Origin of the sequence: Kineococcus haloalkalitolerans (genome assembly GCF_050871905.1) — a bacterium.
GTDB lineage: Bacteria > Actinomycetota > Actinomycetes > Actinomycetales > Kineococcaceae > Kineococcus.
In genome coordinates, this window is record NZ_JBJLSH010000015.1 from 38,965 (window position 1) to 62,496 (window position 23,532).

Annotated in this window: 20 protein-coding genes; 14 read left to right on the forward strand and 6 right to left on the reverse strand. The window is 77.3% G+C overall.

The annotated features are described in order from the left end of the window. The first annotated feature begins 8 nt into the window (after nucleotides 1-8). The 7 genes from coaD to ACRYMY_RS08065 all read left to right on the forward strand — a co-directional run bounded on the left by coaD (nucleotide 9) and on the right by ACRYMY_RS08065 (nucleotide 4,250). Nucleotides 9-527 (forward strand): pantetheine-phosphate adenylyltransferase, encoded by a 519-nt coding sequence (gene coaD, locus ACRYMY_RS08035; RefSeq protein ID WP_432546741.1) that lies wholly within the window; start codon nucleotides 9-11, stop codon nucleotides 525-527. Nucleotides 528-599: 72 nt separating this feature from the next. Then, nucleotides 600-1,199 (forward strand): ATP synthase subunit B family protein, encoded by a 600-nt coding sequence (locus ACRYMY_RS08040; protein WP_432546742.1) that lies wholly within the window; start codon nucleotides 600-602, stop codon nucleotides 1,197-1,199. Nucleotides 1,200-1,373: 174 nt separating this feature from the next. Beyond that, entirely contained in the window at nucleotides 1,374-1,955 is a 582-nt protein-coding gene (locus tag ACRYMY_RS08045; RefSeq protein WP_432546774.1) for a YceD family protein, read from the forward strand. Between the two features lie 2 nt (nucleotides 1,956-1,957). Next, nucleotides 1,958-2,161, forward strand: coding sequence for a 50S ribosomal protein L32 (gene rpmF / locus ACRYMY_RS08050; protein WP_369053995.1), 204 nt, complete (start codon nucleotides 1,958-1,960; stop codon nucleotides 2,159-2,161). A 16-nt stretch (nucleotides 2,162-2,177) separates the two neighbouring features. Beyond that, on the forward strand, nucleotides 2,178-2,942 hold the full coding sequence (gene rnc / locus ACRYMY_RS08055) for a ribonuclease III (RefSeq protein ID WP_432546743.1): 765 nt from the start codon (nucleotides 2,178-2,180) through the stop codon (nucleotides 2,940-2,942). A 19-nt stretch (nucleotides 2,943-2,961) separates the two neighbouring features. Further along, complete coding sequence (gene mutM / locus ACRYMY_RS08060) at nucleotides 2,962-3,936, forward strand: bifunctional DNA-formamidopyrimidine glycosylase/DNA-(apurinic or apyrimidinic site) lyase (protein WP_432546744.1); 975 nt, start codon at nucleotides 2,962-2,964, stop codon at nucleotides 3,934-3,936. Next, on the forward strand, nucleotides 3,933-4,250 hold the full coding sequence (locus ACRYMY_RS08065) for an acylphosphatase (protein WP_432546745.1): 318 nt from the start codon (nucleotides 3,933-3,935) through the stop codon (nucleotides 4,248-4,250). The genes mutM and ACRYMY_RS08065 overlap by 4 nt, the downstream gene beginning before the upstream one ends. A gap of 27 nt (nucleotides 4,251-4,277) precedes the next feature. Here ACRYMY_RS08065 and ACRYMY_RS08070 read toward each other — a convergent pair whose 3' ends face one another. After that, nucleotides 4,278-5,594 (reverse strand): multidrug effflux MFS transporter, encoded by a 1,317-nt coding sequence (locus tag ACRYMY_RS08070; RefSeq protein ID WP_432546746.1) that lies wholly within the window; start codon nucleotides 5,592-5,594, stop codon nucleotides 4,278-4,280. Between the two features lie 216 nt (nucleotides 5,595-5,810). On the opposite strand from ACRYMY_RS08070, the gene smc reads away from it, so the two are divergent. The 7 genes from smc to ACRYMY_RS08105 all read left to right on the forward strand — a co-directional run bounded on the left by smc (nucleotide 5,811) and on the right by ACRYMY_RS08105 (nucleotide 15,271). Further along, entirely contained in the window at nucleotides 5,811-9,413 is a 3,603-nt protein-coding gene (gene smc, locus ACRYMY_RS08075) for a chromosome segregation protein SMC (protein WP_432546747.1), read from the forward strand. A gap of 97 nt (nucleotides 9,414-9,510) precedes the next feature. Next, nucleotides 9,511-9,795 carry a hypothetical protein gene (locus ACRYMY_RS08080; RefSeq protein WP_432546748.1) on the forward strand — a complete coding sequence of 95 codons (285 nt, stop codon included), beginning with the start codon at nucleotides 9,511-9,513 and terminating at the stop codon, nucleotides 9,793-9,795. Between the two features lie 83 nt (nucleotides 9,796-9,878). After that, nucleotides 9,879-11,093 carry a signal recognition particle-docking protein FtsY gene (gene ftsY / locus ACRYMY_RS08085; RefSeq protein ID WP_432546775.1) on the forward strand — a complete coding sequence of 405 codons (1,215 nt, stop codon included), beginning with the start codon at nucleotides 9,879-9,881 and terminating at the stop codon, nucleotides 11,091-11,093. A 219-nt stretch (nucleotides 11,094-11,312) separates the two neighbouring features. Further along, nucleotides 11,313-12,665, forward strand: a complete 1,353-nt coding sequence (locus ACRYMY_RS08090; protein WP_432546749.1) for an ammonium transporter — start codon at nucleotides 11,313-11,315, stop codon at nucleotides 12,663-12,665. Further along, complete coding sequence (locus ACRYMY_RS08095) at nucleotides 12,662-13,000, forward strand: P-II family nitrogen regulator (protein ID WP_369054004.1); 339 nt, start codon at nucleotides 12,662-12,664, stop codon at nucleotides 12,998-13,000. Before ACRYMY_RS08090 ends, ACRYMY_RS08095 begins: the two co-directional genes overlap by 4 nt. 318 nt (nucleotides 13,001-13,318) lie before the next feature. Further along, nucleotides 13,319-14,176, forward strand: coding sequence for an MBL fold metallo-hydrolase (locus tag ACRYMY_RS08100; RefSeq protein ID WP_432546750.1), 858 nt, complete (start codon nucleotides 13,319-13,321; stop codon nucleotides 14,174-14,176). A gap of 18 nt (nucleotides 14,177-14,194) precedes the next feature. Then, on the forward strand, nucleotides 14,195-15,271 hold the full coding sequence (locus tag ACRYMY_RS08105) for a PLP-dependent cysteine synthase family protein (protein WP_432546751.1): 1,077 nt from the start codon (nucleotides 14,195-14,197) through the stop codon (nucleotides 15,269-15,271). Here ACRYMY_RS08105 and ACRYMY_RS08110 read toward each other — a convergent pair. The 5 genes from ACRYMY_RS08110 to ACRYMY_RS08130 all read right to left on the reverse strand — a co-directional run bounded on the left by ACRYMY_RS08110 (nucleotide 15,184) and on the right by ACRYMY_RS08130 (nucleotide 23,505). Further along, the gene (locus ACRYMY_RS08110; RefSeq protein WP_432546752.1) at nucleotides 15,184-17,505 is read right to left on the reverse strand and encodes a bifunctional diguanylate cyclase/phosphodiesterase; all 2,322 of its coding nucleotides are present in this window, start codon (nucleotides 17,503-17,505) and stop codon (nucleotides 15,184-15,186) included. The two genes, ACRYMY_RS08105 and ACRYMY_RS08110, sit on opposite strands and share 88 nt — an antisense overlap. 133 nt (nucleotides 17,506-17,638) lie before the next feature. After that, nucleotides 17,639-18,079 carry an OsmC family protein gene (locus ACRYMY_RS08115; protein ID WP_432546753.1) on the reverse strand — a complete coding sequence of 147 codons (441 nt, stop codon included), beginning with the start codon at nucleotides 18,077-18,079 and terminating at the stop codon, nucleotides 17,639-17,641. Between the two features lie 180 nt (nucleotides 18,080-18,259). After that, nucleotides 18,260-19,891, reverse strand: a complete 1,632-nt coding sequence (locus tag ACRYMY_RS08120) for a DEAD/DEAH box helicase (RefSeq protein ID WP_432546754.1) — start codon at nucleotides 19,889-19,891, stop codon at nucleotides 18,260-18,262. A 207-nt stretch (nucleotides 19,892-20,098) separates the two neighbouring features. Further along, a complete protein-coding gene (gene pta / locus ACRYMY_RS08125) occupies nucleotides 20,099-22,198 on the reverse strand; it encodes a phosphate acetyltransferase (RefSeq protein ID WP_432546755.1) in 2,100 nt (699 codons plus the stop codon). A gap of 47 nt (nucleotides 22,199-22,245) precedes the next feature. Beyond that, nucleotides 22,246-23,505, reverse strand: a complete 1,260-nt coding sequence (locus ACRYMY_RS08130) for an acetate/propionate family kinase (protein ID WP_432546756.1) — start codon at nucleotides 23,503-23,505, stop codon at nucleotides 22,246-22,248. Nucleotides 23,506-23,532 lie beyond the last annotated feature (27 nt).

Here is a 23,532-nt window from a genome sequence, read left to right on the forward strand (position 1 = left end):
GTCCGCGCGTGGACGCCCCCACCGCCCGCCGCTGCGTGTGCCCCGGCAGCTTCGACCCGGTCACCGTCGGGCACGTCGACGTGGTGCTGCGCGCCGCCGCGATGTTCGACGAGGTCGTCGTCGGGGTGGCCACCAACCCCGCCAAGCGCGGCCTGTTCGACGGACCCGAGCGCGTGGCGCTGGTGCGCGAGGCGCTCGCGGGCTCCGGCGACCCGCGCGCGGCGCGGGTGCGGGTGGAGGAGTTCGCCGGCGGCCTGCTCGTCGAGCACTGCCGCCGCGTCGGCGCGGACGTCGTGGTCAAGGGCCTGCGCGGGGGCACGGACTACGCCTACGAGCTGCCGATGGCGCTGATGAACCGGCACCTGGCCGACGTGGAGACGGTGTTCGTCGTCGGCGACCCGCGCTTCGAGCACGTGTCCTCCAGCCTGGTCAAGGAGGTCGCCCGCCACGGCGGCGACGTGCGCGACCTCGTCCCGGCCGCGGTGCACGGGCCGCTGCTGCGGCGACTGGGCGGCGAGGGCGGCTGAGCGCCCCTCCGGGTGTGGGCGGGGCCCCGGCGCGGGCGGCGGCACGGCAGGATGGCCCGGTCCCGGTCGTCCGTGAGGAAGCAGGTAGTCGTGGAGGTGCACGAGAAGCTCGGCGAGCTCGCCGCGCTCGTGTCGGGGGCCCGGGCGGTCCCGCTGTCCTCGTCGGTCGTCGTCGACCGCGAGCAGGTGCTGCGGCTGGTCGCCGAGGTGCGCCGGCTGCTGCCGGCGGAGGTCCAGCAGGCCGGCGACGTGCTGGCGCAGCGCGACGAGGTGCTGGAGGCGGCCCGCGAGCAGGCCGACCACGTGCTGGCCGAGGCGCGCGCCCGCGCCGAGGAGCTCACCGACTCCCAGGCCGTCACCCGCGCCGCCCGCGAGCGCGCCGAGCACATCGTCACCACGGCCCGCGAGGAGGCCCACCGGCTGCGCGTGGACGCCGACGCCTGGTGCGACGGCAAGCTGGGCGACTTCGAGGAGGAGCTGGAGCGCCTGCAGCAGCAGGCCCGCCGCGGCCGCGAGCGGCTGAAGGTGCGCACCCCCGGCGAGGACCCCGCCGGTCAGGGCGCGACCGGGGCGGCCGACGGCGCGGCGGGGCCGGACGCGGCGCCGGCGGCCGCCGCGGAGGGGGGCGCCTCGGCGGCCCCGCGGCCCGGGGGCGCGAGCCCCGCCCGCTGAGCGCCGGCGGCGCCCACGACGGCGATCGCGGCGCGATTGGGTGAGCGGGCACCTGCTCGGCTACCCTTGACCGCGGCCTCGACGCCCGTGGTGCTCACCGCGCGCGGCGGGGCCGACTGGTGCGTCCCGCGCACCACCCGCAGTCGTCGTCTGGAGGACGGTCCCGTGAGCAAGGTGCAGGAGGGTCGGCTCGACCCGTCCGCGCCGCTGGTGCTGTCCACGCACGAGCTGGGGCGGCGCCCCGGGTCGATGCGCACGTACACCGCCACCGTGCCCGCGCCCGCCGACCTCGGCATCGCCGTCATCGGCGTGCCGGAGGGCAGCGACCTCGACCTCGACCTCCGCCTGGAGGCCGTGATGGAGGGGGTGCTGGTCTCGGGGACGGTGCGCGCGACCGCGGTGGGCGAGTGCGTGCGCTGTCTCACCGAGGTGACCGAGGAGGTCACCGTCGAGGTGCAGGAGCTGTTCGCCTACCCCGGGCGCACGCCCGCGGAGGTCGCCGACGACGAGGACGAGGTCCGCGAGGTCGCCGCCGGCGAGCTCGTCGACATCGAACCCGCCGTGCGCGACGCCGTCGTGCTGGAGCTGCCGTTCCAGCCCGAGTGCGGCGGCGTGTGCCAGCAGGACTGGGAGATCGGGGTCTCCGAGCAGACCCCGTCCCCCGACCGACCGGCGGACCCGCGCTGGTCCGCCCTGGAGGGCCTGCTCGCGCAGCAGCCCGACGAGAACCCGTCCGGATCGAGAGAGAAGAGCTGATCGTGGCCGTCCCGAAGCGGAAGATGTCCCGCAGCAACACCCGGTCGCGCCGCGCGCAGTGGAAGGCGTCGGAGGAGACGCTGGTCCGCAGCACCCAGCGCGGCCAGGCCGTCTACGCGCGCCCGCACCAGGCCCGGGTCGTGACCGACTCGGCCGGCACCCCGCTGTACCTGGAGTACAAGGGCCGCAAGGTCAAGGACCTCTGAGCTGAGCTCGGAGGAGGTGGTCGGCTCCCGGCCGGCCGGCGTGCGCAACCACGTGGACGCCGACCGGCTGGAGGCCGACCTCGGCGTGTCGATCGACCGCCAGCTGCTCGTGCAGGCCTTCACCCACCGCTCGTACGCGTACGAGCACGGAGGGCTGCCGACGAACGAGCGGCTGGAGTTCCTCGGCGACGCCGTGCTGGGCCTCGTCGTCACCGACGAGCTGTACCGCCGCTTCCCCGACGTGCCCGAGGGGCGCCTGGCGAAGCTGCGGGCGTCCGTGGTGAACATGCGCGCCCTGGCCGACGTGGCCCGCGGCCTGCGGCTGGGCGAGTCGGTCCGGCTGGGCAAGGGCGAGGAGACCACCGGCGGTCGCGACAAGTCCTCGATCCTGGCCGACACGCTCGAGGCGGTCATCGGCGCCGCGTACCTGTCGCTGGGCCTGGACACCGCGCGCGCGTTCGTGCTGCGGCTGGTGACCCCGCTCGTGGAGGCCTCCGAGCGGCTGGGCGCGGCCGGCACCGACTGGAAGACGGCCCTGCAGGAGCTGACCGCGTCCTCGGGCCTGGGTGCCCCCTCGTACGTGGTCACCGACTCCGGGCCGGACCACGCCAAGAGCTTCCGCGCCGAGGCCGTCGTCGCCGGCACCCCGCTGGGCGAGGGCGCCGGGCGCAGCAAGAAGGAGGCCGAGCAGCAGGCCGCCGCCGCCGCGGTGAGCAGCCTGCGCGAGGCCGAGGCCGCGCGCTCCGTGCGCTCGGGGTCCTCCGAGCGCGCCGAGCGCTGAGGCGCCCGGAGGACGCGCCGTGCCCGAGCTGCCCGAGGTCGAGGTCGTGCGCCGCGGCGTGGCCCGCTGGGTCGCCGGCCGCCAGGTGCGCTCCGTGGAGTTCCGGGGCGAGCGGGTGGTGCGCCGCCACACCGCCGGGCCCGCCGACGCGGCCGCCCGCCTGGAGGGCACCGTGCTCGCCGACGCCGTGCGGCGCGGCAAGTACCTGTGGCTGCCGCTGGCCGGGCCGGGGGAGCCGGTGGGCAGCGGGACGGCCGAGCCGACGGGGGAGGCCCTCGTCGTGCACCTGGGCATGAGCGGGCAGCTGCTCGTGGAGGCCGAGGACGCCCCCGAGGAGAAGCACCTGCGGGCCCGCTGGCGCTTCACCGACGGCGGCCCCGAGCTGCGCTTCGTGGACCAGCGCACCTTCGGCGGCGTCGCCGTGGTGCCGCTGGCCGAGGACCCGTCCGCCGTGCCGGGTGCGCCGGCGGGCCGCTGCGAGCACCCCGGGTCGCCGTGGGCGGCGCTGGTGCCGCAGCCGGTGACGCACATCGCCCGCGACCCGCTGGACCCGGCCTTCGACGACGCCGACCTGGCCCGGCGCCTGCGCGCGCGCACCACCGAGGTCAAGCGGGCCCTGCTGGACCAGACGCTCCTGTCGGGCGTGGGCAACATCTACGCCGACGAGGCGCTGTGGCGGGCCCGCCTGCACGGCGCCCGGCCCACCCGCACCCTGCGCCGCGCTCAGGTGGACCTGCTGCTGGCCGGGCTGCGGGAGGTGATGAGCGCCGCCCTGGCGGCGGGCGGGACGAGCTTCGACTCCCTGTACGTCAACGTCAACGGCGCCAGCGGCTACTTCGACCGCTCCCTGGCCGTCTACGGGCAGGCGGGCCGCCCGTGCCCGCGGTGCGGTTCGCCGGTGCGCCGCGACACCTTCATGAACCGCTCGTCCTTCACCTGCCCGGGCTGCCAGCCGCGTCCGCGCACCGCCGGCGTCCGGGCGAGGACCGCGTGAGCGGGGCTCAGGGCCAGTCCGCGGGCGGCGACGGGGCCGAGCGCGTGACGGCCTTCGTCTCCGGGACCGTGCAGGGCGTGGGCTTCCGCTGGTGGGTGCGCTCGCAGGCGCTGGAGCTGGGCCTGGCCGGCAGCGCGGCGAACAAGACCGACGGGCGCGTGGAGGTCGTGGCAGAGGGTCCGCCGTCCGCGCTGGCCGAGCTGCTGTCCCGGCTGCGCGCGGAGCCGTCGGCGCACCGGCGCCCCGGGCGCGTCACCGCGGTCGTGGAGCACCGCGGCGCCGCTCGCGGGGTCGGCGGGTTCGAGACCCGCTGACCCGCCCCGGGACGGCGCGCGCCGCGCTCAGGCGGCGGCGGGGCCGGGCACCCGCCGCGACCACGGGCGGGCGACGGCGAACAGCGCGGTCGCCGAGACCGCGGCGGCGCCGAGCATGACCACGGCCATCGGCACGGCGGAGGCCTCCCCGGCCAGCCCGACCAGGGGCGACACGAGCGCCGCGAAGCCGAACTGCAGGGCGCCCTGCACGGCCGAGCCGGTGCCGGCCGCGAAGCGGACCTGCTCGATGGCGAGCGCGGTGGCGTTGCCGAACGTCAGGCCCGCCGCGTACATCGTCAGCCACAGCAGCGGCAGCACCAGGGCGGTCGGGGAGCCGAGCAGGAAGACGGCCGCGCCCATCGCGACCGCGCACGTGATCTGCAGCGACACCCCCGCGGTCAGGACGGTGCGCGGGTCCAGCCGGCGCAGCAGCAGCGCCGAGCTGGAGCTGCCGGCGACGATGCCGAGGGCGTTGGCGGCGAAGGCGACGGAGAACCAGCCGGTGCTCAGGCCGAGGACGTTGGTGAACACGAACGGCGCGGCCGAGACGTAGGCGAAGATCCCCGCGAAGGCGGAGGTGACGGTCAGCACGTACCCGACGTAGCGCCGCCGCGACAGGACCCGCCGGGCGGTCGCCGCCACCTGCGCCGCGCCGCCGCTGTGCCGGCGCTCGGCGGGCAGCGTCTCGGGCAGCAGGAGCAGCACCGCGAGCGTCATGACGAGGGACGCGGCCGCGATGACGCCGAAGATGCCGCGCCAGCCGACCGGGCCGGCCAGCACGCCGCCGAGGATCGGGGCGACGACGGGGGCGACGCCCTGGATGACGGCCAGGGTGGAGAAGGCGCGGGCCGCGGCCCGGCCGGAGGAGACGTCCGCGACGACGGCGCGGCCGATGACCAGCCCGGCCGCGCCGGAGAAGCCCTGCACGAAGCGGGCCACGACCATCACGGCGATGGAGGGGGTCAGGACGCACACGACCCCGGCGGCGAAGCACGTCGCGGCCCCCAGCAGGAGCAGGCGGCGCCGGCCGAGGCGGTCCGACAGCGGGCCGAGCACCAGCTGCCCCAGCGCCATGCCGGCCATGAACGTGGTCAGCGTCAGCTGCACCGCCGTCGCCGAGGTGGACAGGTCCCCGCTGATCGCCGGGAACGCCGGCAGGTACATGTCGATGGACAGCGGGCCGATCGAGCACAGCAGCGCGACGACGAGCAGGACGCGCAGCGGCACGGTCCGCTCGGCGGCCGGGCCGGGGGCGCTCGCGCCGGGGGCCGTCAGGGGGGCGAGGGGGACGGGGCGGGGGCGGGGCAGTCGCGCGCGCAGCGACGCGACCGTGGGGGTCGACACGGGTGTCCTCTCGGCTCGGGAGCGGTCGTCCTCGGTCCGCCCGTCTCCGGACGGTCGTCGGCCTCGGACGACGGTGTCCTGGAGCCACGACCGTCGTACCACGGGACGGGGGGTGATCGCCCGTCCGGCGCGCGCCGCGGACCGCCGTGCGCCGCCCGTCCCGCGGCCCGCGCGGCGCGCCGGTGCGGGCGCCGGGCGTGGTTAGGCTCGACGACCGTGCACCTGAAGACCCTCACCCTCAAGGGGTTCAAGTCGTTCGCCTCGGCGACGACGCTGCGCCTGGAGCCGGGGATCACGTGCGTCGTCGGCCCCAACGGCTCCGGCAAGTCCAACGTGGTCGACGCCCTGGCGTGGGTGATGGGCGAGCACAGCGCCAAGACGCTGCGCGGCGGCAAGATGGAGGACGTCATCTTCGCCGGCACGACCGGCGCGTCGGGCCGCGCGGCGCTGGGCCGCGCCGAGGTCAGCCTCACGATCGACAACTCCGACGGCGCGCTGCCCATCGAGTACGCCGAGGTGACGGTCACCCGCACGATGTTCCGCACGGGCGGCTCGGAGTACGCCATCAACGGCGCCCCGTGCCGGCTGCTGGACGTGCAGGAGCTGCTGAGCGACTCCGGCATCGGCCGCGAGATGCACGTCATCGTCGGCCAGGGGCAGATCGACGCGGTGCTGCGCGCCTCCCCGGAGGAGCGCCGCGGGTTCGTCGAGGAGGCCGCCGGCGTCCTGAAGCACCGCCGCCGCAAGGAGAAGGCGCTGCGCAAGCTGGACGCGATGGAGGCCAACCTCACGCGGGTGGCCGACCTGGTCGTCGAGGTGCGCCGCCAGCTGAAGCCGCTGGGCCGGCAGGCCGAGGCCGCGCGGCGCGCGCAGGTGGTGCAGGCCGACCTGCGCGACGCCCGCTGCCGGCTGCTGGCCGACGACCTGGTGCAGGCCGCGAGCGCGCTGCAGCGCGACGAGGCCGACGAGGCGGCGCTGAAGGCGCGCCAGGCGCAGGTGGAGGCGGACCTGTCGCAGGCCGCGGAGCGCCTCGCGGCCGCCGAGGCCCGCGCAGCGGCGGCCGCGCCGGAGCTGGCCCGGGCGGTGGAGACGCACCACCGGCTGCAGGCGCTGGCCGAGCGCCTGGGCGGGGTGCGGGCGCTGGCCGCCGAGCGGCTGCGCCTGCTGGCCGCCGAGCCGGAGGAAGCGGCCGGGCGCCGCGACCCGCAGGAGCTGGCGCGCTCGGCGGAGCGGGTGCGGGCGGAGGAGGCCGAGCTGGCGGGACGGGTGGCCGCCGGCCGCGCCGCGCTGGACGAGGTGCTCGAGCGGCGCGCGGCCGCGGACGCCGCGGCGCTCGCGGAGGACCGGCGGGTCGCGGCGGCGCTGCGCGCGGCCGCGGACCGGCGCGAGGGCCTGGCCCGGCTGCAGGGGCAGGTGGCGGCGCGGCGCTCGCGCCTGGAGGCCGCCGAGGCGGAGGCCGAGCGCCTGGCGCAGGCGCTGGCCGAGGCGGAGGAGCGCGGCGGCGCGGCCCGCGAGCGCTTCGCGGCGCTGGAGGCGCAGGTCGCCGGCGTGGAGGAGGGCGAGGAGGACCTCGACGCCGAGCACGAGCGCGCCTCGGCCGCGCTGGCGGAGGCCGAGGAGGCCCTGCGCGCGGCCCGCGAGGAGGAGCGCGAGGCGGAGCACGAGCGCACCAGCTGGCGCGCCCGCCACGAGGCGCTGGAGCTGGGCCTGGCCCGCGGGGACGGGGCGGGCACGCTGCTGGCGGCCGGGGACCGGCTGTCCGGGGTGCTGGGCTCGGTGGCGGCGCTGCTGAGCGTCGAGCCGGGCTGGGAGCAGGCCGTGGCGGCGGCGCTGGGCGCGGCCGCCGACGCGGTGGCGGTCGCCTCGCCGGCCGACGCGGTGGCGGCGCTGGAGCACCTGAAGGACGGTGACGCCGGGCGGGCGCACCTGCTGGTGGCGGGCGCCCCGGGCGGCGCCCCCGACGACGGGCGGGAGCCGCCGGTCGCCCGCGGGCCGCTGCCGGCCGGTGTCCGCCCCGCGCTCGAGCTGGTCACCGCGCCGGGCGAGCTGGGCGCGCCGCTGGCCCGGCTGCTGGGCGACGCCGTCGTGTGCGAGGACCTGGCCGCCGCCCGCGAGGTCCTCACCGTCCGCCCGGACCTGGTGGCCGTCACGCGCGCCGGCGACCTGCTGGCGGCGCACCGGGCCGCGGGCGGGTCCGCGTCCGCGCCGAGCCTGCTGCAGGTGCAGGCCGCGGTGGACGAGGCCGCGGACGCGCTGCGCGCGGCCGAACGTCGCGGGGAGCGGGCCGCGGGGGCCGTGCGCGCGGCCGAGGGGGCCCGCGCGGCGGGCGAGGAGCGCGTGCGCGCGGCGCTGGAGCACCTGCACGAGTCCGACGCGCGGATGAACGCCGTGGCCGAGCAGCTGGCCGAGCTGGGCGCGGCCGTGCGGTCGGCCGCCGCGGAGGCCGAGCGGGCCCGCACCGCGCGCGCGGCGGTGGTGGAGCGGCTGTCGGCCGACCGCGCGGAGCTGGAGCAGCTCACCGAGCGCGCGGAGCTGGCCGCGGCCGCCCCCGACGAGGACGGCGACGTCGGCACCGACGAGCGCGACCGCCTGGCCGAGGCGGCCCGCGCGCTGGGCCGGGAGGAGACCGAGGCCCGGCTGGCGCTGCGCACGACGGAGGAGCGGGCGCGGGCGCTGGCCGGGCGCGCGGACGCCCTGGAGCGCCAGGCCGCCGAGGAGCGCGCGGCGCTGGAGCGGGCGGCGGCCCGCCGGGTGCGCCGGGCCCGGCAGGCCGAGGTCGCCACCCGGGTGCGCGAGGGCGCCGAGCGGGCGCTGGCCGTGCACGCCGCCTCCGCGGCCGAGGCCGCCGCCCTGCGCACCGCCGCCGAGGAGGCGCGCGCCCGCTTCGCGCAGGAGGTCAGCGGTGCCCGCGGCGCCGTGGAGGGGCTGCAGGCCGAGCAGCAGCGGCTGGGCGACTCCCGGCACGCCGACGAGGTGGCCCGCGCGCAGCAGCGCTGGACCGTCGACCAGCTGCGCCGGCGGGCGCTGGAGGAGCTGGGCACCGATCCCGACGCGCTCGTCGAGGAGTTCGGCCCCGACCGTCCCGTCCCGCCCTCGCCGCCGGCCCCGGGTGACCCGGTCCCGCCGGAGGGCGCCGAGCCGGCGGAGCGCCCGTACGTGCGCGCCGAGCAGGAGAAGCGGCGCCGCGCGGCCGAGCGGGCGCTGGCCCAGCTGGGCACGGTGAACCCGCTGGCGCTGGAGGAGTACGCGGCGATGGAGGAGCGCCACTCCTTCCTCGTGCAGCAGTCCGACGACCTCAAGCGCTCGCGCGAGGACCTGCTGGCCATCGTCCGCGAGGTGGACGAGCGGGTGCAGCGGGTGTTCGCCGAGGCGTTCGCGGACGTCGCCGCCCAGTTCGAGGTGGTCTTCGGGCGGCTGTTCCCCGGCGGGGAGGGCCGCCTGGTGCTCACCGACCCCTCCGACATGCTCACCACGGGCATCGAGGTGGAGGCGCGTCCGGCGGGCAAGAAGGTCAAGCGCCTGTCGCTGCTGTCCGGCGGGGAGCGCTCGCTGACGGCCGTGGCGATGCTGGTGTCGATCTTCCGCGCGCGCCCCAGCCCGTTCTACGTGCTGGACGAGGTCGAGGCCGCGCTGGACGACGCGAACCTGGGCCGGCTGATCACGCTGTTCGAGGAGCTGCGCGGGTCGAGCCAGCTCATCGTCATCACGCACCAGAAGCGCACGATGCAGGTCGCCGACGCCCTGTACGGCGTGACGATGCGCGGGGACGGCGTGTCCACGGTGGTCAGCCAGCGCCTGCGGGAGCCATCACCCGCGTGACCGGTCGGTGACTCTCAGGTGAGGTATCCATCACGGAGAGGTGACGACACGGCGGGTCCGGTGGTGCGGCGCGGGGCGCCGGTGCATCGTGGGACGCGTGGTGCTGACGACCTTGATCGTGACGTTCGTCCTCGTCGTGGGGCTCGCGGCGGCGGTCCTGCTCGTCGTCGCGGCGCCGCCGCTGCGCGCGAGCGGCAACCGCTGGATCGCCCGCTACGACGCCTGGTGGGAGCGGGTCTCCCCGCGGGTGCACGCCACCCGGGCCCGCGTGCAGCACCGGGCGGTGACGATCGCCCGTCCCGTCGTCGAGGACGCCGCGGCCCGCCTGCAGGCCCAGCGCGCTCGCCGCGCCGACGAGCGCGAGACCGCCCACCAGCACTGAGGCCCGCGCCGGTCGCGGACCGGCGCTGAGCCGGCGCGGAGCACCGTCCCCACCGGTCTGGGAGGATCGCGCCCGTGGAAGCGATCGAGATCGTCATCGCCGTCGTCGTGCTCGTCGCCCTCGCCGGGGTGGGCGCGGTCGTGGGTCTGGTCCGGCCCCGCCGCCGCCGCGACTCCTTGGCCCCGCGCGAGGCCGAGCAGGCCGGCCGCTCCAGCCTGGGCCCCCGCTCCGACGAGCTGCCGCTGCCCGGCGTCGGCGACGACGCCGAGGTCCCGCGCGACTCCCCCTCGCGCGCGGTGGACACCGTCGACCTGCCGGACGCCGGTGGCGACGACCCCGCCGCCGCGGCCCCCGCCCGCGAGCTGGACCGCCCCGCCGCCGCCGCCGGCCGCCTGGTGCGGCTGCGCGAGCGCCTGGCGCGCTCCAACTCCGCCCTCGGCCAGGGCCTGCTGGCGCTGCTGTCGCGCGACAGCCTCGACGAGGCCACCTGGGAGGAGGTCGAGGAGACCCTCCTGCTGGCCGACGTCGGCTTCGGCCCCACCACCGAGATCGTCGACAGCCTGCGCGAGCGCGTGCGCGTCCTGGGCACCCGCGAGCCCGAGCAGCTGCGCGCCCTGCTGCGCGAGGAGCTGCTGAAGGCCGTCGGCACCGACGTCGACCGGAGCCTGGCCACGACCCGCCACGACGACCGTCCCGCGGTCGTCATGGTCGTCGGCGTCAACGGCACCGGGAAGACGACGACCGTCGGCAAGATCGCCCGCGTGCTCGTCGCCGAGGACAAGGACGTCGTCCTCGGCGCGGCGGACACCTTCCGCGCCGCCGCCGCCGAGCAGCTGGCCACGTGGGGCGAGCGCGTCGGCGTGCCGACGGTGCGCTCCGAGCGCGAGGGCGCCGACCCGGCCTCGGTGGCCTTCGAGGCCGTCAAGACCGGCATCGACGCCGAGGCCGACGTCGTCCTCGTCGACACCGCCGGGCGCCTGCAGAACAAGGCCGGCCTCATGGACGAGCTGGGCAAGGTCAAGCGCGTGGTGGAGAAGCACGGCCCCGTCGACGAGGTCCTGCTCGTCCTGGACGCCACGACGGGGCAGAACGGGCTGCGCCAGGCCGCGGTGTTCTCCGAGGTCGTCGACGTCACCGGCATCGTGCTGACCAAGCTGGACGGCACCGCCAAGGGCGGCATCGTCGTGGCCGTGCAGCGCTCGCTGGGCGTGCCCGTCAAGCTCGTCGGCCTGGGCGAGGGGCCGGACGACCTGGCGCCCTTCGAGCCCGAGGCGTTCGTCGACGCCCTGATCTCCTGAGGACGGGCGGACCGGTCACAGCGCGGTGACGGCCCGCTCACGGGGCGGTGGCGGCAACACGATGTTCACACGGGGGCCGCCGCCGTCACAGGACCGAAACACGAGGGGGCGGCGCCCGTAACGCGCAGGCCCCACGGTGGGGACCGCCCCGAGCCGCGCCCCCGCGCGGCGCCCCACCCCCCGCCGGCCCCCCGCCGGCCTCGTGGAAGGCCCTGTTGCATGGAAGCGGAGCTCAACTCCGGCGACACCGCCTGGCTGCTCACCAGCGCCTCGATGGTGCTGCTGATGACCCCCGGACTCGCGATGTTCTACGGCGGCATGGTCCGCGCCAAGAGCGTCCTGAACATGATGATGATGAGCTTCGGCGCCCTCGGGCTCATCTCCGTCCTGTGGGTGCTGTACGGCTACTCGATCGCCTTCGGCAACGACGTGGGCGGCGGCCTGCTCGGCGACCCGTTCGAGTACTTCGGCCTCAACGGCCTGATGGGCGACGACCCGTCGGTCACCTACCCGAACATGATGTTCGTCGGCTTCCAGGCCGTCTTCGCGATCATCACGGTCGCCCTCATCTCCGGCGCCATCGCCGACCGCGCCAAGTTCGGCGCCTGGATGGTCTTCGCCGGTGTGTGGGCGACCCTGTGCTACTTCCCGGTGGCGCACTGGGTGTTCGCCTTCACCTCCGACGACGGCTCCTACGTCGGTGGCTGGATCGCCAACCAGCTCGAGGCCCTCGACTTCGCCGGCGGCACCGCGGTCCACATCAACGCCGGCGCCGCGGCCCTGGCCCTGGCCCTGGTCCTCGGCAAGCGCAAGGGCTTCGGCCGCGAGCCGATGCGCCCGCACAACCTGCCCCTGGTCATGCTCGGCGCGGGCCTGCTGTGGTTCGGCTGGTTCGGCTTCAACGCCGGCTCGGCCGTGGCCGCCGACAACGTCGCCGCCATCGCCTGGACCAACACCCTCGTCGCCACCGGCGCGGCGATCCTCGGCTGGCTGCTGACCGAGCGCTTCCGCGACGGCCACCCCACCTCGCTGGGCGCCGCCTCCGGCGCCGTGGCCGGCCTCGTGGCCATCACCCCGGCCGCCAACGCCGTCAACCCGGTCGGCGCGATCCTGCTGGGCGCCGTGGCCGGCGTCCTGGCGGCGCTCGCGGTCGGCCTGAAGTACAAGCTCGGCTACGACGACTCCCTGGACGTCGTCGGCGTCCACCTCGTCGCCGGCCTGTGGGGCACCATCGGCATCGGCCTCGTCGGCAGCGCCTCCGCCCCCACGGGCGAGGCGGGCCTGCTGTGGGGCGGCGGCGCCGGCCTGCTCGGGCGCCAGACGATCGGCGCCGTCGCGGTCATGGTCTTCTCCTTCGTGATGGCCTGGATCATCGGCACGATCATCCAGAAGACGATGGGCTTCCGCCTGGACGAGGAGGACGAGGTCGCCGGCATCGACCAGGTCGAGCACGCCGAGACCGGCTACGACTTCAGCGCCCTCGGCGGCGGCGGCGGGAGCCGCCTCGGCTCGCACGCCCCCACCACCCGTCCCGGCGCCCACTCCACCGGCACCTCGGAGGTCTCGGCATGAAGCTCCTGACCGCGGTCATCAAGCCGCACAAGCTCGACGACGTGAAGTCCGCCCTCGAGGCCTACGGCATCCAGGGCCTGACCATCTCGGAGGCCTCCGGCTACGGCCGCCAGCGCGGGCACACCGAGGTCTACCGCGGCGCCGAGTACACCGTGGACCTCGTGCCCAAGGTGCGGGTGGAGGTCCTCGTGGAGGACGTCGACATCGCCGACGTCGTCGAGGTCGTCGTCAAGAGCGCCCAGACCGGGCGCATCGGCGACGGCAAGGTGTGGACGCAGCACGTCGAGGACGTCGTGCGGGTGCGCACGGGCGAGCACGGCCCGGACGCCCTGTGAGCGCTGCCGTCCCGGGCGGGGTCGCCTCCCCGGGCGCGGGGAGCGCGCGCTGAGCGCTGACCTGCGCACCGAGAGGCTGGCGATGGCGGTGGGGGGGGGGGGGGGCCCCCCCCCCCCCCCCCCCCCCCCCCCCCTCCCCCCCCAAACCCCCCACCCCCCCCCCACCAGCGCCCACCCCCACCACCCCCCCCCCCGCCCCACCCCCCGGACGACCCGCGCGGCCCCCCCCCCCCCCGGGGCCCCCCCCCGGAGGGCCGCCCGGGGGCCCGGCCCCCCGCCCCCCCCCACCATGGGCGGGTGCCCGGAGGACCCCTCGCGGTGGCTCGGACCTGCCGCACCTGCGCCAACCAGTGCTCCCCGTCGGTGCGCCCGCCCGCGGTGTGCCCGGTGTGCGAGGACGAGCGCCAGTACGTGCCGTCGAGCGGCCAGGCGTGGACCACGCAGGAGGAGCTGCGCGCCGAGGGGCACCGCACCCGGCTGAGCGAGCTGGAGCCCGGTCTGCTCGAGCTGACCGTGGAACCCCGGCTCGGGATCGGGCACCGCGGTCTGCTCGTCCGCACCCCGGCCGGCGCGGTGCTGTGGGACCCGCCGGGCTACCTCGACGACGCGGCCCTCACCGCGGTGCGCGACCTCGGCGGCCTGCTGGCGGTGACGCGCAGCCACCCCCACCTCGGCGGCGCCTTCGGCGAGTGGAGCCTGCGCTGCCCCCGGCCGGACGGCTCCCCCGCTCCCGTGCAGCTGCCCCGGCGCGACCGGCGGTGGCTGCTGCGCCCCGACCTCGAGCGCCGCGGCGCGGTCCGCTGGTGGGAGGACCGGCAGGAGCTCGCGCCCGGCGTCACGCTGGTGCGCTGCGGCGGGCACTTCGCCGGCAGCGCCGTGCTGCACGTCGCGGGGGCCGCCGGCGGCCGCGGCGCCCTCCTCGTCGGGGACACCCTCATGGTGCTCCCGGGCGGCCGCCGGGTCTCGTTCATGCGCAGCTACCCGATGCTGCTGCCGATGCCCGAGCGCCACCTCGACCGGCTGCTCGCCGCCCTGTCCGGCCTGCGCTACGACCGGCTCGTCGGGGGGTTCCCCGGTTCTGGCGTCGACCGCGACGCGCAGCGGGTCGTCGCCGACAGCGCCCGGAGCTACCGGGACTGGCTCACCGGCCGGGCGGTCGACCCCGACCAGGACTGACCCCGCTACGGTCGCGGGGTGGACGGTCGCGGGGTCGCCGGGGACGCGCGCGCGTGGGTGCACGAGGCCGTGCGCCTCGTGCAGGCCGACGGCAACCGCAGCGCCGACACCCACCTGCGGGTGTTCCCGCTGCCGCCCGCGTGGGGCGTGGACCTGTACCTCAAGGACGAGTCGACGCACCCCACCGGCTCGCTGAAGCACCGCCTGGCCCGCTCGCTGTTCCTCTTCGGCCTGGCCAACGGCGACATCGGGCCCGGCACCACGCTCGTGGAGGCCTCCAGCGGGTCCACGGCCGTGTCCGAGGCGTACTTCGCGCGGATGCTGGGGCTGCCGTTCACGGCCGTCGTGCCCCGCTCCACGGCCCCGGCCAAGCTCGGGCTGATCCGCCGCCAGGGCGGGCGGGTGCACCTGGTCGACGACCCCGGCGCCGTGTACGCGGTCGCCGAGGAGCTCGGCGCGCGGCCCGGGCACCACTACCTGGACCAGTTCGGGCAGGCCTCCACCGTCACCGACTGGCGCGGCAACAACAACATCGCCTGCTCGATCTTCGAGCAGATGGCGCTGGAGCGGCACCCCGAACCGGCGTGGATCGTCGTGGGCGCGGGCACCGGCGGCACCAGCGCCACCATCGGGCGGTACTGCCGCTACCAGCGGCACGCCACCCGCCTGGCCGTCGCCGACCCGGAGGGATCGGTGTTCGCGCGGGCGTGGCGCACCGGCTCGCGGGACGTCACCGGGCCCGGCTCGCGGATCGAGGGCATCGGCCGGCCGCGGGTGGAACCCTCGTTCGTGCCGGGCGTCGTCGACGAGGTCGTCACGGTGCCCGACGAGGAGTCGGTGGCCGCGGCCCGGCTGCTGCACGAGCGGCTGGGGGTCCGCGCGGGCGCCTCGACCGGCACGAACCTCGTCGTGGCGCTGGACCTCGTGGACCGGATGTGCCGCGAGGGCCGTGCGGGCAGCGTCGTCACCCTCATCTGCGACGACGGCGACCGCTACCTGGACACCTACTACGACGACGCGTGGGTGGCCGCGCGCGGCTGGGACCTGGCCCGGGCCCGCGCCCGCCTGGACCCGCTGGCCCCGCCGGTCGCCTGAGGGTCCTGCCCCGCGTCCCCTCCCACCGCCGGCTCGGGGGCCGGCGCGGGCAGCGGGCCGGGACGGGCCAGGTGGTAGCCCTGCGCCAGGTCCACGCCCAGCTCGCGCAGCACCGCCAGCTCCGCGGCCGTCTCGACGCCCTCGGCGACGGTGCGCGCGCCGGTGGACGCGGCGAAGGCGGCCATCGCGGCCACCAGGGCGCGCTGCGGCGGGTGCCCGTCCAGGTCGCGCACGAGGCTGACGTCCAGCTTCAGCAGGTCCGGCACGAGCGCCAGGACGTGCCGCATGCTCGCGTACCCGGCGCCGGTGTCGTCCACCGCCACCCGCAGGCCCGCGGCCCGCAGCGGGGCCAGCGCCGCCCGCAGCGCGGAGTAGTCGTCCACCGGGACGTGCTCGGTGATCTCCACGACGACGCGCCCCAGCGGCAGCGGCGCCAGCAGGCGCGCGAACGCGGGCGCCAGGACGGTGGCCGGGGAGGCGTTGAGCGCCAGGAAGCCCGGCTGGGCGTCCAGCGCGGGCAGCGCGGCGCGCGCCGCCGCCAGCTCGAGCTCCTGGCCCGCCCCTGCGGCGGCCGCGTCGGCGAACCAGCGGTCGGGGGGCGTGCCGTCCGGGAAGCGGCTGAGCGCCTCCACGCCGGCGCTCGCCCCGGTGGCCAGGTCCACCACCGGCTGGAAGACCATGCGCGGGCCGCCGGCCGCGCGCAGGTCGTCCAGGCGGCGGCGGACCGCCCGGCGGGCGTCGTCCTCGCGGTCCTGCCCCTCCGCCAGCTCGACCACGGCCCCGGCGACGGCCTGCAGGACGCCCGCGTCGCGCTCGCGCAGCTGCGGGTCCGGGCGCAGCGAGACCGTGCACAGCGTCCCGTAGAGGCTGCCGTCGCGGCGCAGCAGCGGCACCCCCACGTAGGAGCGCAGGCCCCACGCGCGGTGCCCGCGGGAGTCGGCCCACGGCGCTGCGGCCAGGTCGGGCACGACGACCGGCTCGCGGGTGGTGGCGACGGTCTGGCACAGGCTGCCGTCCAGCGGCTCGACGTGGCCGACGGCGACCGGCAGCGGGTGCGGGGAGACGAGGTTGCGCAGCCGCCGGTGCGCGCCGTCGCCCGTGTCCACGAGGGTGCTGACGTAGGCCAGGTCGGCGCCCAGCTGCTCGCGCACGGTCGCCAGCAGGGCGTCGACCGGGTCGTCGCCGGCCGCGCCCGCGAAGGCGGTCCGGGGGGACGTGGCAGCCGGTGCGGGCGCGGGAGCCGCCACGGCGGTCGGGGCGGGAGCCGCCGGGGCGCCGCGCCCGCGGCGCGCCGCCTTCTCGGCGTACATGGCCGCGTCGGCGCGCGCCCAGGCCTCCGCCAGGTCGTCCGGGCGCCGGCGGGCGGCCACGCCCACCGACACGCCCGCGCCCGCCCCCCTCAGTGCCGCGCGCAGGTCCTCCGCCAGCCGGCGCGCACCGGCCGCGTCCGTGCCCGGCAGCAGGAGGCCGAACTCGTCCCCGCCCAGGCGGGCCACGAGGTCGCGGGCGCGGACCCGGCCGGCCACCAGGGTCGCGACCTGCTGCAGCAGCAGGTCGCCGGCGGCGTGCCCGTGGTGGTCGTTGCGCTCCTTGAGGCCGTCGACGTCGAGGACGACCACGGCCGCCGTGGTGGCGTGCCGGCGCGCCCGCGACTCCTCGGCCCGCACGGCCGCGTCCCACGCGCGCCGGTTCGCCAGCCCCGTCAGCGGGTCGGTGGCGGCGGCCCGCTCCGCGCGCTCGGCGCGGCGGGCCTCCTCGGCCAGGGCCAGCTCCTGGTGCAGCAGCAGCCCCAGGGCCGCGGCCTGCACGCGCACGGCGGGCAGGAGCTCCTCCAGGTCCGGCACCTCCTCGCGCCCCACGCCGCACACCGTGCCCAGGACCTGCCCGGCCGGTGACAGCAGCTGCACCGAGAGGGTGGCCCCCACGACGACGCCCCCGGTCTCGTGGGCGGCGTAGGCCGACGCGACGTCCGGGCGCAGGGCGACGCGCCCCACGGCGGCCGGGGCCCCGCCGCGCGCGACCATCCGGCAGAAGCTGGTGCGCCACGGCGTGACGGCGCCCGGCACGTGGTGGGGCACCGCGGGCGGCTCGGCGACCGCCAGGACGACGTGGTCGTCCCCGTCGCGGCGCGCGACCCACCAGTGGTCCAGGCCCAGGCGCCGGCGCAGGTCGCCCAGCACGAGGGTGGCGGCCGCCGCGAAGTCCGCGGCGCCGCCGCTCGTCACCTCTGGCACCCCACGGTCGTCGTCACCGCCGCGGCGGCGCTTGAGGGCCGCGCGCCAGGCCGGTGCCGGAGCCACCCGGACGCGCGAGCGCCCGGCCCCCCGCGGGGACCGGGCGCTCGTGGTCGAGGTCGCGCGCGGGACCTCAGGAGTCCAGCGAGGCGTCCAGCGAGATGTCGACACCGGTGAGGGCCTTGGAGACCGGGCAGGTCTCCTTGGCCGCCTGCGCCGCCTCCGCGAAGCCGTCGGCGTCCAGGCCGCTGACCTCGCCGCGCACGGTGATCTTGATGCCGGTGAGGCGGAAGCCCCCGGCCGGGTCCGGGCCCAGCGAGACGTCGGCGGTGACCTCCAGGCTCTCCGGGGTGCCGCCCGCCTCGGCGAGCAGCGCCGACAGCTGCATCGCGTAGCAGGACGAGTGCGCCGCCGCGATCAGCTCCTCGGGGCTCGTCGTCCCCCCGGCCTCGTCGGCCGCCCGCTTCGGGAAGGAGACGTCGTAGGTGCCGACCTTCGAGCTGGACAGCTCGACCTGGCCGGAGCCCTCCTCCAGGGTGCCGTTCCAGGCGGTGCGTGCGGTGCGCGTGGGCATGTGCCCTCCAGACGGGTTCGGGTGCGCGGACGGGCCTCATCCTCACGACCCGGCGCCGCCCCCGCCACCGCACGGGGCCACTGCGGGGCCACTGCGGGGCCACCGGTGCCCCACGCGCCGAGCCCCCGCCCAGCGGGTGCTGGACGGGGGCGACGGGAGCCTGGCGGTGCTGCGGGACGGTCAGTCGCGCGGGGCGCTCTCGCGGCGCGGACCGCCGCGGAACCCGCCGTCGCGGCGCGGGCCGCCGTCGCGGCGGGGCCCGCCGCGGAAGCCGCCGTCGCGGCGGGGGCCGCCGCGGCGCGGGCCGCGGCCGTCGCGCTCGGGACGGGTGCGCGGCTTGACGACCACCGGCTCACCCGACTCGGCCACCGCGCGCACGGTGTCGTCACCGGCCGCGACGTGCTCGACGGCGTTGGCGTCCACACCGGCGTCGCGGTGCAGCCAGCCGTAGCGGCGGACCTGGTCGGGCAGCGCGATCGCCAGGACGGTGCCCTTGGCGCCGGCGCGCGCGGTGCGGCCGGAGCGGTGCAGGTAGTCCTTGTGGTCGTTCGGCGGGTCCACGTGCACGACGAGGTCCACGTCGTCGACGTGGATGCCGCGGGCGGCGACGTCGGTGGCGACGAGGACGCGGGTCTCGCCGGCGGAGAACGCGTCGATGGCCTTGGAGCGCTGCGCCTGGCGCAGGTCGCCGTGGATGGCCTCGGCCGGGGCGCCGGCCTCGCGCAGCTGGTCGGCCAGGCGCTGCGCGCCCAGCTTGGTGCGCACGAAGAAGATGCTGCGCGCGGGGCGCTGCGAGATCTCCGTGAGGACCGGGAGCTTGTCGTGCGGGCGCAGCGCGAACACGCGGTGCTCCATGTTGCCCACGGAGTCCGGCTCGGCCGGCACGGCGTGGAACACCGGGTCGACGAGGAAGTCCTTCACCAGGGCCTCGACACCGCGGTCGAGGGTGGCGGAGAAGAACATCCGCTGCCCGTCGGGCCTGGTGCCCTCCAGGATCGCGCGGACGCCGGGCAGGAAGCCCAGGTCGGCCATGTGGTCGGCCTCGTCCAGGACGGAGACGCGCACCTCGCCCAGGGAGACGGCGTCGCGCTCGACGAGGTCCACCAGCCGGCCCGGGGTGGCGATGAGGACGTCGACGCCGCGCTGCAGCGCGGCGATCTGGCGGCCGTAGGGGACACCGCCGACGACGACGGCCATCCGCAGGCCCAGGGAGTCGCCCAGCGGGCGCAGCGCGTCGGCCACCTGCATCGCCAGCTCGCGGGTGGGCACGAGCACCAGGCCGCGGGGGGCGCCCGTGATGCGGGTGCGGGTGCCGGCGGCCAGGCGCGCCAGCATCGGCAGGCCGAAGCCCAGCGTCTTGCCGGAGCCCGTGCGGGCGCGGCCCAGCACGTCGCGGCCGGCGATGCCGTCGGGCAGGACGCGCGCCTGGATGGCGAACGGCGCGGTCATCCCGCGCTTCTCCAGCGCGGCGACGAGCTCGGCCGGCAGGCCCAGCTCGGCGAAGGTCGCCTCGGGGACCTCGACCTGCTCGGCCGCGGTGAGGGCCTGCTCGGTCGGGGACGGCGCGAAGGAGCGGGGGCTGCGCGGCGGGCCGGAGCGGTTGCCGCGGTAGCCGCCGCGGCCGGAGGAGCCGCCGTAGGCGCCGCCGCCGGAGCCGCGGTAGCCGCCGCGGTCGGAGGAGGAGGACCCGCGGTAGCCGCCGCGGTCACCGCCGCGACGGTCGTCGGAGCGGTAGGCGCGGGCGCCGCGGCGCTCGCCGTAGGGGTTGTCGCCGTCGAAGGACGGGCGGGAGGAACGGTACTGCTCAGGCATGCGTGAAAGCGCTCCACAGAGGGATCGGCGGCCGCACAGCGGTCGGCCCCCGGCTCGTGGGCGCAGCGGTGCGCTGCGCGCTGGTCGGAGGATGAGACTCAAGCGACCTCGCGGGCGGCTCGCCCGCTGAGTGGACGGCGTGCAGCCGTCACGATGAGCTTAACAGCGACCGGGCGCGGGACCTTCCCGCGCCCGCCCCCGCGGCGCTCAGCCGCGCGAGGCCTGGATCGCGGTGAGCGCGATCGTGTAGACGATGTCGTCGACCAGCGCGCCGCGCGAGAGGTCGTTCACGGGCTTGGCCAGGCCCTGCAGCATCGGGCCGACGGAGATGACGCCCGCGTTGCGCTGCACCGCCTTGTACGTCGTGTTGCCCGTGTTGAGGTCCGGGAAGACGAAGACCGTGGCGCGCCCGGCGACGGGCGAGTCCGGCGCCTTCGAGCGCGCCACCGACGCCACCGCGGCCGCGTCGTACTGCAGCGGGCCGTCGATGACCAGGTCGGGCTCGCGCTCGCGCGCGATGCGGGTGGCCTCGGCGACCTTGTCGACGCTGGAACCGGCGCCGCTGGACCCGGTCGAGAAGCTGATCATCGCCACGCGCGGCTCGATGCCGAACGCGCGCGCCGACGCCGCGCTCTGCAGCGCGATGTCGGCCAGCTCCTCCGCGTCCGGGTCGGGGTTGACCGCGCAGTCGCCGTAGATGACGACGTCGTCGGGCAGGCACATGAAGAAGACGCTGGAGACGAGCTTGGCGCCCGGCTTGGTGCGCACGATCTGCAGCGCCGGGCGGACCGTGGCCGCGGTGGTGTGCACCGCGCCGGCCACCAGGCCGTCGACGTCCCCGGCCTGCAGCATCGTCGTGCCCAGCACGATCGGGTCGGCCAGCGAGTCGCGCGCCACGTCCGGCTGCAGGCCCTTGTGCTTGCGGGCCTCCACCAGCACGTCGACGTAGCGGTCGACGAGCCCGGCCGGGTCGAGCACCTCCACGCCCTCGGGCAGCGCGATCCCCAGCCCGGCGGCGACGGCGGCGACCTCGTCGGGGGCCGCGAGCAGGACGGGCCGGGCGATGCCGCGCTCGGCGCACAGCGCCGCCGCCTGCACCGTGCGCGGCTCGGTGCCCTCGGGCAGCACGATGCGCTGCACCCGCTCGGCGGCCAGCGTCGTCAGGCGACGGCGGAACGCCGCCGGGGACAGCCGCGGGGTGTGCTGGGAGCCGGGCAGCCCCGCCAGCCACGCCGGGTCCAGGGCGTCGGCGACCGTGCCGGTGACCGCCAGCGCCCGCTCGGCGTCGTCGGCGGGCACCTCGGGGTCCAGGCGGTTCACGGCGGTGGCGGTCGCGTAGGTGCTGCGGCCCGTCAGCAGGATCGGCAGACCGGTGGCGGCGGCCGCGTGGGTCAGGTCGGCCACCCGCGGGTCCATCGCCACCCCGGCGGTCAGCAGCAGCCCCGCCAGGCGCACGCCGTTGAGGGCAGCCAGGCAGGCGGACAGGACGACGTCGTGCCGGTCGCCCGGCACGAGGATCAGCCGGCCCTCGCGCAGCAGCGGCAGCATCCCCGGGACCGCCTGGGCGGCGACGACGACCTCCTTGACGCGCCGCTGCTGGTCGCCGTGGGTCAGGACGTCCACGTCCAGCTGGCGCACCAGGTCGCGCACCCGCGGCCAGGTCAGGTCGCTGCGGAACGGCACCGCGCCCACCAGCGGGATGCCGTGGTGCTCCAGCGCCCCGCGCAGGGCGGCGATCCGGCCGACGGCGGTCTCGGGGTCCTCGGGCACGGGCCAGCGGGACACGACACCGCCGACGACGCGCAGCCCCTCCCCCGCCCGGTACGTGCCCGCCGTGACGGCCATGTCCTCGGCGATGCGCTCGGCGGCGCCCGGGTCGGCCCCGTCGGCGCCGGCCGCGCCCACGAGCAGCACGTCGGCGTCCAGGGCGACGGCCAGCGCCTGGTTGACGCGCCCGGAGAACACCTGGTCGGCCGAGGGGGCCAGGCCCTCGACGACGACGACGTCGTGGGCGGCCAGCACGCCCTCGGCGGAGGCGACCACCTCCTCCATGAGGTCGTCCACCTCGCCGCGGCTGAGGCGCTCCACGACGCGGCCGGCGGCGATGGGCTCGGCCGGCTCCAGCGACGTCGTCAGCCGCACGAGCGCCACGGAGCGGTCCGGCTCGCCGCCGCGGGTCGCCTGGGCCAGCGGCTTGTGGAACCCGACGGCCACGCCGCGCGCGTCCAGGGCGCGCAGCAGGCCCAGGCAGGTGGAGGTCAGGCCGGCGCCGTGGCCGGTGGGGACGACGAGCAGGGTGCGGGCCACGGGACGGTCCTCCGGCGCTTCTCGGGCTGGCGGGGCTGGCGGGGTGGTCAGCGGTCGTGGACGAGGGCCACGGTGTCGCGGGCGATGAGCAGCTCCTCGTCGGTGGGCACCACCAGCGCCAGCGGGCCGGGCCGGTCGACGGTGATGCGCCCGGCGGGGACGGAGCCGCGCCCGTGCTCGGCGTTGGCGGCCGGGTCCTCCTCCAGCCCCAGGTGGCGCAGCGACGCCAGCAGGCGGGAGCGGACCTCGACGGCGTTCTCACCGATGCCGCCGGTCAGCACGAGGGCGTCCAGCCCGCCCAGGGGGACGGTGAGCGCGGCCACGTGCTTGGCGGCGCGGTGCACGAAGACGTCCAGGGCCAGCTTCGCGCCCGCGTGCCCGGCCGCGGCCTCCTCCGTCAGGGTGCGCACGTCGTTGGACAGCCCGGACAGGGCCAGCAGGCCCGACTCGGAGTTCAGCTGCTTGACGACCGCGGCGGCGTCCAGGCCGGTGCGGTCGGCGACGAGCTCGACGACGGCCGGGTCCAGGTCGCCGGAGCGGGTGCCCATGACCAGCCCCTCCAGCGGCGTCAGGCCCATCGTGGTGTCCACGGAGCGCCCGCCGAGGACGGCGGTGGCCGAGCAGCCGTTGCCCAGGTGGGCCACGACCAGGCGCGAGGAGGCCGGGTCGAGGCCGGCGTCGCGCTCGAGCACCTCGGTGGCCCGGCGGGAGACGAAGCGGTGGCTGGTGCCGTGCATGCCGTAGCGGCGCACGCCGTACTCCTCGTACCAGCGGGCCGGCACGGCGTAGCGGTAGGCGCGCTCGGGCATCGTCTGGTGGAAGGCGGTGTCGAAGACGGCGACGTGCTCCAGCTCGGGCAGCACCGCGCGGGCGGCCTCGATGCCGGAGACGTTGGCCGGGTTGTGCAGGGGCGCGAGCGCGGACAGCTCGGAGATGCGGGCCAGCACCCGGTCGTCGATCCGCACCGAGCCGTGGAAGACGGAACCGCCCTGCACGACGCGGTGGCCCACGCCCAGCAGCGGCGGCAGGTCCATGTCCAGCAGGCGCTGCAGCACGTGCGCCAGGGCCCCGCGGTGGGTGCTGGCGGCCGGGGTGATCGTGCGGGTGCCCTGCGCGGTGCGCATGTGCACGACGGCGTCGGGGGTGCCCAGCCGCTCGCCCAGGCAGGACAGCGCCCGCTCCCCCGTGACGGGGTCGACGAGGGCGAGCTTGACCGAGGAGCTGCCGCAGTTGACGACGACCACGGAGCCGGTGGGGCCGGTGCTGCCGTCGGGGCGGGTGGCGGGGTCCGGGGCGGGGCTCGTCACAGCCCCGAGCCTCGCACGAGCCGCGCG

Coding starts and splice junctions, on each gene's coding strand:
- ACRYMY_RS08120 (WP_432546754.1), bottom strand. CDS start 19,891: ATGCCTGAGCAGTACCGTTCCTCCCGCCCGTCCTTCGACGGCGACAAC.
- ACRYMY_RS08095 (WP_369054004.1), top strand. CDS start 12,662: ATGAAGCTCCTGACCGCGGTCATCAAGCCGCACAAGCTCGACGACGTG.
- ACRYMY_RS08090 (WP_432546749.1), top strand. CDS start 11,313: ATGGAAGCGGAGCTCAACTCCGGCGACACCGCCTGGCTGCTCACCAGC.
- ACRYMY_RS08115 (WP_432546753.1), bottom strand. CDS start 18,079: ATGCCCACGCGCACCGCACGCACCGCCTGGAACGGCACCCTGGAGGAG.